The 12,691-nt window shown below is 69.5% G+C and carries 13 protein-coding genes; all 13 read right to left on the bottom strand.

Going from position 1 to position 12,691, the window contains the following annotated elements:
• Window positions 1-43 precede the first annotated feature (43 nt).
• Window positions 44-1,066: a Rieske 2Fe-2S domain-containing protein gene (locus QTI45_RS03900; RefSeq protein ID WP_286367442.1), complete on the bottom strand. Its 1,023-nt coding sequence runs from the start codon at window positions 1,064-1,066 to the stop codon at window positions 44-46.
• 40 nt (window positions 1,067-1,106) lie between these two features.
• Window positions 1,107-1,325: a recombinase-like helix-turn-helix domain-containing protein gene (locus QTI45_RS03895; RefSeq protein ID WP_286367440.1), complete on the bottom strand. Its 219-nt coding sequence runs from the start codon at window positions 1,323-1,325 to the stop codon at window positions 1,107-1,109.
• 52 nt (window positions 1,326-1,377) lie between these two features.
• Window positions 1,378-2,376, bottom strand: a complete 999-nt coding sequence (locus QTI45_RS03890) for a Bug family tripartite tricarboxylate transporter substrate binding protein (RefSeq protein ID WP_286653553.1) — start codon at window positions 2,374-2,376, stop codon at window positions 1,378-1,380.
• Entirely contained in the window at window positions 2,373-3,344 is a 972-nt protein-coding gene (locus tag QTI45_RS03885) for a VOC family protein (protein ID WP_286653552.1), read from the bottom strand. The genes QTI45_RS03890 and QTI45_RS03885 overlap by 4 nt, the downstream gene beginning before the upstream one ends.
• A gap of 13 nt (window positions 3,345-3,357) precedes the next feature.
• Entirely contained in the window at window positions 3,358-4,833 is a 1,476-nt protein-coding gene (locus QTI45_RS03880) for an aldehyde dehydrogenase (protein ID WP_286367436.1), read from the bottom strand.
• A 16-nt stretch (window positions 4,834-4,849) separates the two neighbouring features.
• Window positions 4,850-5,659, bottom strand: coding sequence for an aspartate dehydrogenase (locus QTI45_RS03875; protein ID WP_444813092.1), 810 nt, complete (start codon window positions 5,657-5,659; stop codon window positions 4,850-4,852).
• 14 nt (window positions 5,660-5,673) lie between these two features.
• The gene (locus tag QTI45_RS03870; protein ID WP_286367435.1) at window positions 5,674-7,371 is read right to left on the bottom strand and encodes a thiamine pyrophosphate-binding protein; all 1,698 of its coding nucleotides are present in this window, start codon (window positions 7,369-7,371) and stop codon (window positions 5,674-5,676) included.
• The gene (locus QTI45_RS03865; RefSeq protein ID WP_286653551.1) at window positions 7,364-8,203 is read right to left on the bottom strand and encodes an SDR family oxidoreductase; all 840 of its coding nucleotides are present in this window, start codon (window positions 8,201-8,203) and stop codon (window positions 7,364-7,366) included. Before QTI45_RS03865 ends, QTI45_RS03870 begins: the two co-directional genes overlap by 8 nt.
• Window positions 8,204-8,215: 12 nt before the next feature.
• Window positions 8,216-9,064: an IclR family transcriptional regulator gene (locus tag QTI45_RS03860; RefSeq protein ID WP_286367433.1), complete on the bottom strand. Its 849-nt coding sequence runs from the start codon at window positions 9,062-9,064 to the stop codon at window positions 8,216-8,218.
• Window positions 9,065-9,093: 29 nt separating this feature from the next.
• Window positions 9,094-9,951, bottom strand: coding sequence for an alpha/beta fold hydrolase (locus tag QTI45_RS03855; RefSeq protein ID WP_286653550.1), 858 nt, complete (start codon window positions 9,949-9,951; stop codon window positions 9,094-9,096).
• Between the two features lie 45 nt (window positions 9,952-9,996).
• Window positions 9,997-10,542, bottom strand: coding sequence for a cupin domain-containing protein (locus tag QTI45_RS03850; RefSeq protein WP_286653549.1), 546 nt, complete (start codon window positions 10,540-10,542; stop codon window positions 9,997-9,999).
• A 25-nt stretch (window positions 10,543-10,567) separates the two neighbouring features.
• Window positions 10,568-11,383 carry an SDR family oxidoreductase gene (locus QTI45_RS03845; protein WP_286653548.1) on the bottom strand — a complete coding sequence of 272 codons (816 nt, stop codon included), beginning with the start codon at window positions 11,381-11,383 and terminating at the stop codon, window positions 10,568-10,570.
• A 162-nt stretch (window positions 11,384-11,545) separates the two neighbouring features.
• The gene (locus tag QTI45_RS03840; RefSeq protein ID WP_286653547.1) at window positions 11,546-12,529 is read right to left on the bottom strand and encodes a Bug family tripartite tricarboxylate transporter substrate binding protein; all 984 of its coding nucleotides are present in this window, start codon (window positions 12,527-12,529) and stop codon (window positions 11,546-11,548) included.
• Between the last annotated feature and the right edge of the window lie 162 nt (window positions 12,530-12,691).

The following is a 12,691-nucleotide window of genomic DNA, read 5'->3' as shown; positions in this document are numbered from 1 at the left end:
ACCGCCGCGAAGCTGCGCAGCTTCGCGGCGGCTGGTGCGCTCATCAGGCGGTCGCGCCTTCGAGTTGCTGCTGCGCCAGGCCGCGCAGGTGACGGCGCAGGCGCACGATGCCGAGGTCGTGCTGGTAGAGCTGCTCGTGCTGGTTGGCATCGGGCTCCATGTTCTCGATCAGCACGCGGTCCTGTTCGAGCACATGCCAGTGGCGGGCCTCGAGCCGGTTCTTGTAGAGGAAGCGCCAGGTGTCGCGCTCCCAGCCCTTGGCCAGCTTGCGCACGCGCCAGTGGAAGGCGCACGAGAGCGTCGGCGAGATCGGCGTGTAGCTGCCGACGATGATGAAGTTGCCGCCCGGGCCGCCGGTCTTCGGGTACGGGATCTCGAGGCGCATCCAGTGCAGGCCGGTGTCGGCCCACTCGGTCCAGTCGAAGTTGACGTTGCGCTGTCCTTCCTTCTCGAACACGAAGCCGGTGTCGGTCGCGCGGATGCCGAACTTGGCGGTCGAGTCGCCCTCGGCCATCGAATGCGACTGCTTGTGCAGGTAGGTGCCGTGCATCGGGTCCATGACGTTGTCGAGCACGTAGCGGTAGTCGCCCTTCCACTCGGCGTAGCAGAGGAAGCTCGAGTACTGCTCGTCGTCGGTGAGCTGCTCGGGCAGCACCAGCGGCGGCGGCGTCTCGACCGATTCCTTCGAGTTGTAGAGCCAGACTGCGCCGGCGCGCTCCTCGACGTGGAAGAAGCGCGTGGCCTGCGAACCCTCGAGCTTGCAGCCCGGGCTGCCCGGCACGCGCACCGCCACGCCGTCGCAGCGCACCTCGACGCCGTGGTACGGGCAGGACAGCCGGTCGCCGAGGATCACGCCCTGCGACAGCGGCGCGCCGCGGTGCGGGCAGCGGTCCTCGAGCGCATGCAGCTTGCCGGCATGGTCGCGCCAGAGGGCGAACTTGCGGCCCAGGCGGCGCAGCGACACGGGGGATTCCTTGATGAAGCCGGTGGGGCAGATCGGGTACCAGAGATCCTTGAGGCCGATCTCGAGCAGCTGGTCGACGGGGTCTTCGCGGGAGGGGGTCATGGTGGGGTGCCTCTCTTGTGAATAGGAAGGTGGCGCCGGCTCAGGCGCCGAGGACGGCCATCTCTTCGCGGTAGATGGCCTCGGTCCAGGCCTTGCCGCTGGGGCTCGCGAGGCCGCTGTCGTTGAGCCGCTCGACCAGGCCGGCGAGGTCGTGCACGCCGGCCGCGAAGGCGCGCTCGATGGCATCGCCGAGCAGGTCCTCGTAGGTGGTGGGGGTGCGCTGGCGCGCCTGGTGGGGATCGAGATAACGGTCGGTCATGGTTCGCTCCATCGGTGAAGAAAGGTTGTTCGGAAGTGGGCGGCCGTGCTGCCTACTCGGCGACGATGTTCCGCGCCTTGATGATCTTTGCCCACACCGCGGTCTCGTCGCGGATCGCGGCGGCGAACTCGGCCGGCTTCATCGAGGCGTCGGTCATGCCCTGTGCCTTGAGGCGCTCGCGCACCTCCGGCGCGGCGAGTATCTCGGCCGCATCCTTCGCCAGCTGCTCGGCCACCGCGGGAGGTGTTCCGGCCGGTGCCAGCAGGCCGTACCAGGAGGTCACGCTGACCCCCGGGATGCCCTGCTCCGCCAAGGTCGGGATCTCGGGCGCGACCGGGCTGCGCTTGCCTTCGGTCACGCCCAGGGCAACCAGCTTGCCGCTCTTGATGAAGGGCAGCGTCGCCGGCAGGTTGCTGAACATCAGCGGCACGACGCCGCCGAGCACGTCGTTGAGCGCCGGCGCCGTGCCCTTGTAGGGCACATGCAGCAGGTCGACGCCGGCCTGCTGCTTGAACAGCTCGCCGGCCAGGTGCAGGCCGCTGCCGACGCCGGGCGATGCATAGGACAAGGTGCCGGGCTTGGCCTTGGCCTGGGCCACGACTTCCTTCGCGTTCTTGAAGCCCGACCCCGGCGTCGCCACCAGCACGTTGGGAGCGGTCGCGAGCATGGTGACCGGCACGAAGTCCTTCTGGATGTCGAACGGGAAATTCGGCATCAGGGTCGGGTTGATCGTCAGGTTGCCGGCCGGCACCACCAGCAGCGTGTGGCCGTCGCCCTTCGCGCGCTTGACCTTGTCGATGCCGATGTTGCCGGCGGCGCCGGCGAGGTTCTCGACCACGGCCGGCTGGCCATAGCGCTTGGCGAGGCCTTCGGAGAGCACCCGCGCCAGCGTGTCGACCGGGCCGCCCGGCGGGAACGGCGAGACGATGGTGAAGCGGTCGCCGGCGAGCTGCTTCTGCGCATCGGTCTGGGCCTGCGCGGTGCTCAGCGCCGCGAAGGCGAGCAAGGCGGCGGCGGCGAGGCGCAGCGGACGGTTCAAGCGATCGATCATTTCTTCTCCGTCAGGAAAGCGCCCTTGGGGCCTTCGGCGTTCTTCTGCCGGCGCGTATGGCCGTCGAGGCCGCCATCGACCGCCCATTCGGCGAACACGGTCGGGCCGGGCTCGAACTCGCGCGGCTGCCATTCGGCGGTCAGCTGGTCTTCGTCGGCGTAGTACTCGATCAGGCCGCCGGCCGGGTTCTTGAAATACCAGAAGTAGGCCGAGGACACCGGATGGCGGCCCGGGCCCAGTTGCGTCTCCCAGCCCTTGCGCGAGAAGTGCAGGCCGCCGCCGAACACTTCATGGATGTCGCGCACGGTGAAGGCCACGTGGTTCAGTCCGCGCTTGCCCGAGGGCAGCTGCAGCAGGAACAGGTCGTGGTGGCCGCCCTCGGGCGCGCAGCGCATGAAGGCGCCGCGGTTCGGATAGCTGTCGGACGCGACGAAGCCGAAGCGCTCGGCATAGAAGGCGCTGGTGGCCGCCACGTCGCTGACGAAGAAGACCACATGGCCGACCTCGATCGGCGTCGCGCGCTCGTACACCGGCGCGGCCTGGTTGATCCGCGGCTTGGCGTTCCAGGTGTTCATGGCGCCGCAGTCGACTTCGACCGCGTGCTTGCGGCTGACCTGCAGCCGCACGGCCAGTCCGTTCGGGTCGATGCAGCCGATACGGCGCGCGCCATCGACCTCGCCGTCGACGAAGCCGGGATCCTTGGCGATCGCCGCGGCATAGCGCGCGAGGTCGGCGTCGCTCTCGACGCCCCACACCACTTCGCGCAGGGTCGGGCCCTCTTCCATGCCGGGCGGCAGTCCCGGCTTGCTCAACGCCGCGACCACGACCTTGCAGCCATTCAGGCATTCGAAGACGAGCTCGTCGGCCGCCTCGGACTTGAGCACGAGGCCCCAGTCCTGGAAGAAGTTGCGGCAGACCGCGAGGTCGTCCGCCACGTAGGTGATCTGGTCGATGCCCAGTACGCTCATGATCGTTGTCCTTTCAGTTGGCCCACGGCAGCGGCTGCTCGTTGGTGCCCCAGTACATGCTCTTCTGCTCCATGTACTGGAAGATGCCCTCGCGGCCCTTCTCGCGGCCGAGGCCGCTGTCGCGCCAGCCGCCGAACGGGGTCGAGACCGAGAACTGCTTGTAGGTGTTGACCCAGACCGTGCCCGCCTGCACCGCGCGGCCGAGCCGCCAGGCGCGCTTGAAGTCGCGGCTCCAGACGCCGGCCGCCAGCGCGTAGACGCTGTCGTTGGCCTGCTTGATCAACTCCTGCTCGTTGTCGAAGGGCATCGCGACCAGCACCGGGCCGAAGATCTCCTCCTGGCTGATGCGGGCGTTGTTGGTCAGGCCTTCGAGGATCGTAGGCGTGTAGAAGTAGCCGCGGTCGAGGCCGTTGCCGTGCGGACGCACGCCGCCGGTGCGGATGCGGCCGCCTTCGGAGACGCCGAGCTCGACGTAGCGCTCGATGCCTTCGCGGTGCTTGGCCGTGATCAGCGGGCCCATCTGGGTGTTTTCGGCCGCCGGGTCGCCGACGCGCAGCGCGTTGGCGCCTTCGGCCAGCCGGGTCAGGAACTCGTCGTAGATCGAACGTGCGACGAACAGGCGCGAGCCGGCGATGCACGACTCGCCCGAGGAGCTGAAGATGCCGTAGAGCACGCCGGCGACCGCATGGTCGAGGTCGGCGTCCTCGAGCACCATGGTCGGCGACTTGCCGCCGAGTTCGAGCGACACCGGCATCATCTTGTCGGCCGCGATGTGCGCGATGTGGCGGCCCGTGGTGGTACCGCCCGTGAAGGACACGCGCTTGACCAGCGGATGCTTGGTGATGGCGTCGCCGATCACCGAGCCCTTGCCCGGCAGCACGCTCACGATGCCCTTGGGCACGCCGGCCTCTTCGCAGATGCGGGCCAGCTCGAGCGCCATCAGCGGCGTCACCTCGGCCGGCTTGACCACCACCGCGTTGCCGGCAGCCAGGGCCGGCGCCAGCTTTTGCGCTTCGCTCGCGATCGGCGAATTCCATGGTGTGATCGCCGCGACCACACCCATCGGCTCGTGCACGCTCATCGTGACGAAGGGGCCGCGCGACGGCGTGATCGTGTCCTCGAGCGTCTCGAGCGCGGCGGCGAAGAACTGGAAGGTGCCGGCGGCGCTGGCCACCAGGTTGCGGGTCTCGCTGATCGGCTTGCCGTTGTCCAGGCGCTGCTTCTGGGCCAGCGCTTCGGACTGCTCGCGGATCAGCTGCGCCACGCGATGCAGCACGGTGGCGCGCTGGTGCGGCAGCATCTGCGCCCAGCCGCTGGTGAGGAAGGCATGGTGCGCGCGCGTGATGGCCTCGTCGACGTCGGCCAGGCTGGCCGCCTTGAGGCGCGCGATCGGCTCGCCGGTGGCGGGATAGAGGCTCTCGTAGACGTCGCCGCCGCCGAGGCGCCATTCGCCCGCGACATTGAGAGGAAGGAGTTCGGAGGAAATCATCGGGGGTTCTCTCGGTTCAGATCGCCAGGGGCGCGATGCGGTTGCGCAGTGCGCGCACGGCGCTGTAGACCGTCAGCGCGGAGGTCTTCGGATTGGCCGCCAGAGGCTTGTTGCGCATCGTGAGCTCGAAGCTGCCGAAAGCGCCCTGGGCCTCGACCACGTGGACGTTGTCGGCCACCGCCGGATCGGCGATCAGGCGCACCAGGGTGCGGTCCAGGCCGAGGCCGGCGAGCGATACGCTGGCGGCCACGTTGGCGTTCTTCGGGTACAGCGTGGCGGCTTCGCGGGCGCTGCCTTCGAAGATCACGGTGGCCTGCGTCAGTGCCTCGAGATCGCGGCCCTGCTCGGCCGGCGTGCCCTTCCAGGCGCGCGGCGGCTTGCGGCCGATGTAGCGCACCTCGTCGAGGCCGCCGATGCGGGCCGCCGCCAGCGCGTCGATGGCACCGATGGCGCCGGCGATCAGCTGCACCTGCGTGCCGCCCGCCACCGCAGCGGCTTCGAGCTTCTCGGCGAATCCCGCGGCCGACAGCGCCCCCACCGAAGCCACGATGCAGGGCGTGCCGCGCTGCAGCGCCGGCAGCACGTGCGCCTCGATCGCCGCATGGCCGGCCGCCTCGACGACCAGGTCGATGCCTTCGACCGGGACCGAGCTCAGCACCTGCGCGCCCGGTGCCAGCCGCTCGGCCACGGCCCGGGTCGCGGCGAAGGCGTCGGCCGGCACGACGATGGCCTTGATCTCCATGGCCTTGTCGGCCTGGAGCAGTTCGAGCATCGAGGTGCCGATGGCACCGCAGCCGACGAGGGCAATGCGCGTGATGGCGGACATGCGAGGTGCTCCGCTCACTTGGCTGCGCCGAGCGCAGGAATCTGCGTGATCGTGTTGGTCGGCGGGCCTGCGAAGGTGCTCTTGAAGCCGCCGATCGACAGCATGTCGATCTCGAGCAGGAAGGGGCCCTTGGCCGAAAGCGCCTCGTCGAGCCGGGCCGGCAGGTCGGCCAGCTTCTGCACGCGGGCATGCGGCAGCGCGATCGACTTGCACAGCAGGTCGTAGTCGGGCGTGTGCAGTTCGGCGTAGCACTGGCGGCCGCCGTACTGCGCGTCCTGGATGTTCTTGATGACGCCGTAGCTCTTGTCGTTCATGAGCACGATCACCATCGGGGCCTTCTCCTGCACCATGCAGGCCAGCTCGCCCAGGTTCAGGATGAAGCCGCCGTCGCCGGCCAGGCAGAAGGTCTTGCGGCCCGAGCCGGTCACGGCCGCGCCGATCGCCGCGCCGATCGCCATGGGCATGCCCTGGCCGATGCCGCCGCCCGTGGCGTGCACGCCGGCGCTGGGTTCGAAGATGCGCAGTTCGCGATTGCCCCAGGTGCTGTTGGAGACGGTCACGTCGCGCACCCAGTTGAAGTTGCGGCCCGCCACCGACTGGATCTGGCGCACCAGTTCCGCATAGGGGCCGAGGCCGTCGCGCAGCGTCGCCACCGCCTGGTCGTGGGCGGCGCGCAGGTCGACCAGCAGTTGCGGGTCGGCCTTGTACTTGGCGGCTTCGAGGCGGTCGGCCAAGCCTTCGAGCGCCAGCGCGGAGTCGCCGCAGACGAAGGCCTCGGAGGCATAGCAGCGGCCTTCGGCGGCGGCATCGGCGTCGATGCGGTAGAGCGGGCGCGGCAGCTTCAGTTCGTACTTGAGCGTTTCGTTGCCGCGCAGGCGCGAGCCGACCACCAGCATCGCGTCGCAGGTCTGGTAGAGGGCCTCGACCGGCTTCTGGATGTTGTAGGCGCCGAGCGAGCCGGCATCGTCCTCGGGCACCGTGCCACGGCCTTGCGTGGTGGTGACGACGCCGAAGCCGAGCTTCTGCAGGCGCTGGATGGCAGCGCGGGCGTGGCGGGCGCCGCCGCCGACCCACAGCAGGGGGCGCCTCGCCTTGGCCAGGTCCGCGGCGAGCGCGTCGAGGCCGGCCTTCGACGGCACGGCGGCCTCGATCGGCAGCGGCGACAGGTCGGCCGGCATCGCGACCAGCGCGGACTGGATGTCGATCGGGATCTCGACGCTGACCGGGCCCGTCGGCGCGGTCAGCGCGACCTGCACCGCACGCTTGAGGGTGCCCAGCAGGTTCTCGACGCTGCGCACGCGGAAGGCCGCCTTGGAGATGGCCTTGAGCATCGTGAGCTGGTCGGGCGCCTCGTGGATGTACGACATTCCCTTGTCGATGTAGGGCGTCTCGATCTGGCCCGTGATGTGCAGCACAGGGGCGCCGGCGGTCAGCGCCTCGACCATGCTGCCGGCGATGTTGCCCGCGGCCGGGCCGGTGCTGGTGATGCACACGCCCAGGCTGGCGGTGGAGCGGGCATAGGCATCGGCCATGTTGCCGGCGCCGGCCTCGCCGCGGGCCGAGATGAAGCGGATCGCGCCCCGCTGCGCGAAGGCATCGAGGATCGGCATGTTGTGGATCGAGATGACGCCGAACGCCGCCTTGACGCCGCATTGCTCGAGGAAGGCGGCGACGACTGCGCCGGCCGTGACGGTGTTTTGAGGGTTATGCATGGCGGGAATGGCCTCCGGAAATGTCGATGTGGCTGCCCGTCGTATAGGACGCGAGCGGTGAAGCGAGAAAGAGAATGGCGCGCGCGGCTTCGATCGGAAGCCCCAGGCGGCCCAGCGGGATGTGCTTGTCGCGGGCCAGCTGGCTGCTCCAGGCGGACCAGTCGAGTTCGGTCTGCGCGCGGGCATCGAAGCGGCGGCGCCACTGGCCCGACTCGACCAGGCCGATCAGGATGCCGTTGACGCGCACGCCGTCGGGCGCGAACTCGGTGGCCATCGAGCGCACCAGGCTCAGCAGGCCGGCCCGTGCCGCCGAGGTCGCGACCATGTGCGGCTCGGGCTGGCGCGCCAGCAGCGAATTGGCGCAGACGATCGCCGCATCGCCGAGCGCGGCGCGCTGCGCCTTGAGCTGCGGCAGGAAGGCGCGGGTCGGGTGGATGACCGAGAAGAACTTCAGCTGCAGTTCGTCGGTCCAGGCCTGGTCGTCGGTGTTGGCGAAGGTCGAGACGCGACCCTGGCCGGCGTTGTTGACCAGCATCGAGGCCGCACCGAGCGCGGCCTCGCTCTCGGCGGCGAAGCTCTTCACCGAATCGGCGTCGAGCACGTCGCAGGTGCGGGCGAAGAGGCGCGCCTCGGGGCGCGTCGCGCGCAGGCCGGCCACCGCGCGGTCGAGCCGCTCGGCATCGCGGCCGCACAGCGCCACGGCGGCGCCGCTGTCGAGCAGCAGCTCGACGGTCGCGAGGCCGATGCCGGAAGAACCGCCGGTGACCACGGCCACGCGGCCGGCCAGCGCATCGGCGGCGAAGAAGTGGGGGGAAGGCGTGGAGCTCGTCATGATCTGTTCCATTCAAGCCGCCAGGTCGCCGCCGCGCAGCGGAATCACCTGGCCCTTGGACGCCGGCGAGTAGTTCAGCAGGCCGGAGATCTCGTCGGCGGTCTGGCGCACGCGCTGGACCATCTCGCCCATGCGGCTTTCCTCGATGTGGCCCGAGGTGATGGTGGCGCCGAGCGCCGCCACGATGTGGCCGCTGTGATCGCGCACCGGTGCGGCGATGGTCGAGATGTTCGATTCGAAGAAGCCTTCGCCCAGCACGTAGCCGCGCTGGCGGTCGGCCTGGACCATGTCGAACAGCTGGTCGACCGAGACCGGGGTGCGCGGCGAAAAGGACTCGAGCTTGTCTTCCGGATAGAGGGCGCGCAGTTGCACCAGCGTCAGGTCCTCGAGCAGGATGCGGCCCAGCACCGTGGCATGTGCCGGCAGCCGCGTGCCCACTGTCACCGAGCTGGCGAAGGGCGTGGGCGGCGCGACCTTGGCGACGTAGACGATCGAGCGGCCGTCGCGCACCACCAGGTTGCAGGGCGTGCGCAGATCGTCGCAGAGGCGCTGCAAGAGCGGCGTGCCGAGCTGGGTCAGTTCGAGCGAGGCCAGGTATTCGAAGCCCAGGCGCAGCACCGCCAGGCCCAGGCGATAGTCGCGGCCGCCTTCGGCGCGCTCCAGGAAGCCCATGTTCTCGAGCGTGGTCAGGAGCCTGAACACGGTCGAGCGCGGCAGGTCGAAGCGGCGCGCCAGCTCGGGCGCCGACAGTGCCCGGTGCTCGCGGCTGAACTCGCACAGCAGGCGCAGCCCGCGCTCGAGCGCCGGGACGTTGTAGCGGTCAGCGCCGTCTTCTGTCGGATCGATGTCGTTGGTTGCCATGGTGTCTCTTGGTTGTTGACCGGATCGCTTCAGCTTGCCAGGGCTTCGCGCAGCAGCGCCGCGACGGCTTGCGGCCGCTCGACGTAGCTGGCATGGCCGGCATCGGCAATGAGTTCGAGCGCCACGCCGCACCGGCGCGCCACCTCGTCGCAGCCGGCGGGCGGCGTCACGATGTCGAGCGCACCGCAGGCCACGCGCACCGGCATCGCCGGCGGCAGGTCGGCCAGCAGCTCGCCGCCGCACAGCAGTTCGACCGCCTGGCGGTAGCCGCCCTCGTTGAGGCGCGCCATGTTCCAGCGCACCCACTGGCGGGCCTGCTCGCCCGCATGGGCGGACAGCAGGCGGGCGTCGGCCTGCGCGGCCATGCCGGCGACACCGGCGCGCGCCAGGGTGTCGAGCCGTTGGGCGCGCACCCGCTGGCGGGTCTCGGCGCGTTCGGCGGCGCCATAGCCAGCGGCCGGGCTGATCAGCACCAGCCGCTCGATGCGCGCGGCCAGCGCCGAACCCGGCCGTGCCGCGCAAGCCGCTGTCAGCGCGCCGAGCGAATGGCCGACCAGCGTGCAACGGCCGATGTCGAGCGCGTCCAGCATGGCGCCGAGCCGCTCGGCGTAGTCGGCGGCCTTCGGTGCCGCCGGCGCCAGCGGGGTCGAATCACCATAGCCCGGGGCGTCCCACGCGATCACGCGGGCCTCGGGCGACAGCAGCAGCGCGGTGTCGAGCCAGGAGGCTGCGCCCGAACCGATGCCGTGCAGGCAGACCAGCACCGGCCCGCTGCCGCACTCGCGCAGCGACACCGCGGCGCCGCCCTGCAGCGCCACCGGCCGTGCCGGGAAGCGCGCCTCGAGGCGGGCCAGCTCGGACGGCGGGAGGGTTGCGGCGTGATCCATGGCGGCACTCATCGGGGTCGGCTCGTCGTTAGCTCGGATGGCGGCTCAGCGCTTGACCTTCGCCAGCGGGTGGTCGGCCGGGTAGGTCGGCGTCACCGGCTTCTTGGCGCCCAGCATCACGCACATCAGCGCGTCTTCGTCGCCGATGTTGATCTCTTCGCGGTAGACACCCGGCGGCACCGAGATCAGGTCGCGGTCGGTCATGATGGTCTCGAAGCGCTCGCCGTCTTTCTCGATGACGACCTTGAGCTTGCCGCGGATCAGGAAGAACACTTCTTCCACGTCGGTGTGCAGGTGCGGCGGGCCTTCGTGGCCGGCCGGAATCACCATGGTCGAGAAGGTGAAGTTCTCGGCCGGCACGGTGTTCACGTCCTTGGCGACGCCGGTGCCGCCGGTGCCCACGTAGCGCATCTGCGCGCGGCGGAACTTGGGATCGAAGTCGGCCTGGAACTTGAGCGCGTCCCAGTCGTACTTGCGGGTGGAATAGCGCGCGATGCGCGTCTCCATCCATTGCTGGAGGTTGCTGCCTTCGGGCTGCGCCAGGGTGTTGGCGGCGCCGTCGATCTTCTGTTGTTCGGACAAATCGCTCATCGGGTTTACTCCTTGGTCGAAAAAATCAATGCATCACGAAGCCGCCGTTGACGGCAAGCAACTGGCCGGTCACGAAGCGCGACAGGCCCGAGAGGGCAAAGAGCATCGCGCCGCAGACGTCGGCGGCCTGCTGCTCGCGCTGGATCGCGCGGCCTTCGAGGTATTTCTGGTGCCGGGCCATCGGCACGTATTCGGTCGCCTCGACCAGCGTGAGGCCGGGCGCCACGGCATTGACCGTGATGCCCTCGCCGCCCCACTCGCGCGACAGCGAGCGCGTCATCGAGATCACGGCGCCCTTGCTCGAGGCGTAGGCCAGCAGGTTCGGCGCGCCCCACAGCGCGGTGTCCGACGCCAGGTTGACGATCGCGCCGCGGCCGCTCCCGGCCAATGCCGGCTGGCAGGCACGGCTCATGAGCCAGGTGCCGCGCACGTTGACCGCCATCACGCGGTCCCACATGTCGATCTCGAGCGCATGCGCATCGCGGCCGCCGGAGTTGGTGATGGCGGCGTTGTTGACCAGGCCGTCGAGGCCGCCGAGCGCGGCGATGGCCGCTTCGGCGCAGGCGTCGATCGAGGCCGGGTCCGACAGGTCGACCGCCAGCCCATGGGCGTTGGAGCCGGCCGCGCGCAGCGCCGCGGCCTCGGTCTGCACCAGGTCGGACAGGATGTCGGCCATCACGACGGCGCCGCCGGCAGCCGCGATGCACTTGGCGAACGCCAGGCCGAGGCCGCGCGCAGCGCCCGTGACCAGCACCTTGCGGCCGGCCAGCAGGTTGGCGGGCAGTTCCGCAAGAAGGGTTTGCAGGCTCTGCTGGTCGGGGGTGCCGCTGGGCTGGGTCATGGGATCTTCTTTGTCAGTGGGTTCACCGCGCATCGGGGGACCCGCGATGCATGAAACTGGCGCCTGCCGAAGCCAGGGATACCGCGGATCTGGCTTTGCCAGGCCGCTGGTATCGCCCCCTGGAGGGGGAGGCGCCGCAGGCGCGTCGGGGGTGGTTCATGACTAATCGGCCTGGATGCCGAGTTCCTTGATCACGCGGCCGAAGCGCTCGAAGTCGGCGGCGTTGGTCTTGGCCAGGGTCTCGGGCGTGCCGCCCAGCGGCAGCGCGCCGAGCACCGCCATCTTGGACACCACGTCGGGCATCTTGAGGATCTCGTTGAAGTGGGCGTTGAGCGTCTTCACGATCTCGGGCGACAGGCCCTTGGGCGCGAAGATCCCGTTCCAGGCCACCACCTCGACATCCTTGTAGCCAAGCTCGGCCAGGGTCGGGACGTTGGGCGCCAGCGGCGAGCGGGCGCGGTCGGCCACCGCCAGCGGCACCAGCTTGCCGCCCGGGAGGTAGGGGGCGATCGGGCCATAGGTAACGACCGTCAGCGGCACGTGGCCGCCGAGCACGTCGTTGATCGCCGGCGCCACGCCCTTGTAGGGCACGTGCTTGATGCCGAGGCCGGCCGACTTGTTGAACATCTCGCCGAGGATGTGCATCGGCGAGCCGCTGCCCGGGCTGGCATAGGAGAGCGCCTGGCTGCTCTTCGCCGTGTTCACCATCTCCTTGAGCGTCTTCGCGCCGCTGGCCGGGCCCGAGACCACGAACAGCGGCATCATCGCCGTCTGGATGATGGGCGTGAAGCCGTTGACCACGTCGTAGCCGGAACCCGAGCCGGTCTTGAGCACGATCTGCGCGATCGAGAAGGTGCTCGGCGCCACCAGCAGCGTGTAGCCGTCTGCCGGGGCCTTGGCGACAAAGCTGCTGCCGATCACGCCGCTGGCGCCCGGACGGTTGTCGACCACCACCGGCTGGCCGACGCGGGTCGAGAGCTTCTCGGCGAACAGCCGCGCCAGCGCGTCGGTGTCGCCACCGGCGGGGTAGGCCACCACGAGGGTGATCGGCTTGCTGGGCCAGGCCTGGGCCCAGCTCGGCGCGGCGGCGAATGCGGCTGTGGCGGCCAGCGTGAGGGCCAATGCTTGGCGACGAGACTTGTTCATCATGGGAGGCGATTCCTTGGCGTTGGAGAGAATTCGCTTTGTTTCACTAAGAAAACACTGATTTAGTAATGAAACGATGGACGAAGAATAGTGTTCCAGGCCGCAATCAAATATAGGTAGAAACCCTATATTTCACTTGGTAACAGGTTGCCGTCATCCTCC

The sequence above is a fragment of the Variovorax saccharolyticus genome, assembly GCF_030316765.1.
GTDB classification, from domain to species: domain Bacteria; phylum Pseudomonadota; class Gammaproteobacteria; order Burkholderiales; family Burkholderiaceae_C; genus Variovorax; species Variovorax saccharolyticus.
Note: the sequence above shows the minus strand (reverse complement) of the source record. Positions and strands in the feature narration are given on the sequence as shown.

Coding starts and splice junctions, on each gene's coding strand:
- QTI45_RS03900 (WP_286367442.1), bottom strand. CDS start 1,066: ATGACCCCCTCCCGCGAAGACCCCGTCGACCAGCTGCTCGAGATCGGC.
- QTI45_RS03895 (WP_286367440.1), bottom strand. CDS start 1,325: ATGACCGACCGTTATCTCGATCCCCACCAGGCGCGCCAGCGCACCCCC.
- QTI45_RS03890 (WP_286653553.1), bottom strand. CDS start 2,376: ATGATCGATCGCTTGAACCGTCCGCTGCGCCTCGCCGCCGCCGCCTTG.
- QTI45_RS03885 (WP_286653552.1), bottom strand. CDS start 3,344: ATGAGCGTACTGGGCATCGACCAGATCACCTACGTGGCGGACGACCTC.
- QTI45_RS03880 (WP_286367436.1), bottom strand. CDS start 4,833: ATGATTTCCTCCGAACTCCTTCCTCTCAATGTCGCGGGCGAATGGCGC.
- QTI45_RS03875 (WP_444813092.1), bottom strand. CDS start 5,659: ATGTCCGCCATCACGCGCATTGCCCTCGTCGGCTGCGGTGCCATCGGC.
- QTI45_RS03870 (WP_286367435.1), bottom strand. CDS start 7,371: ATGCATAACCCTCAAAACACCGTCACGGCCGGCGCAGTCGTCGCCGCC.
- QTI45_RS03865 (WP_286653551.1), bottom strand. CDS start 8,203: ATGACGAGCTCCACGCCTTCCCCCCACTTCTTCGCCGCCGATGCGCTG.
- QTI45_RS03860 (WP_286367433.1), bottom strand. CDS start 9,064: ATGGCAACCAACGACATCGATCCGACAGAAGACGGCGCTGACCGCTAC.
- QTI45_RS03855 (WP_286653550.1), bottom strand. CDS start 9,951: ATGGATCACGCCGCAACCCTCCCGCCGTCCGAGCTGGCCCGCCTCGAG.
- QTI45_RS03850 (WP_286653549.1), bottom strand. CDS start 10,542: ATGAGCGATTTGTCCGAACAACAGAAGATCGACGGCGCCGCCAACACC.
- QTI45_RS03845 (WP_286653548.1), bottom strand. CDS start 11,383: ATGACCCAGCCCAGCGGCACCCCCGACCAGCAGAGCCTGCAAACCCTT.
- QTI45_RS03840 (WP_286653547.1), bottom strand. CDS start 12,529: ATGAACAAGTCTCGTCGCCAAGCATTGGCCCTCACGCTGGCCGCCACA.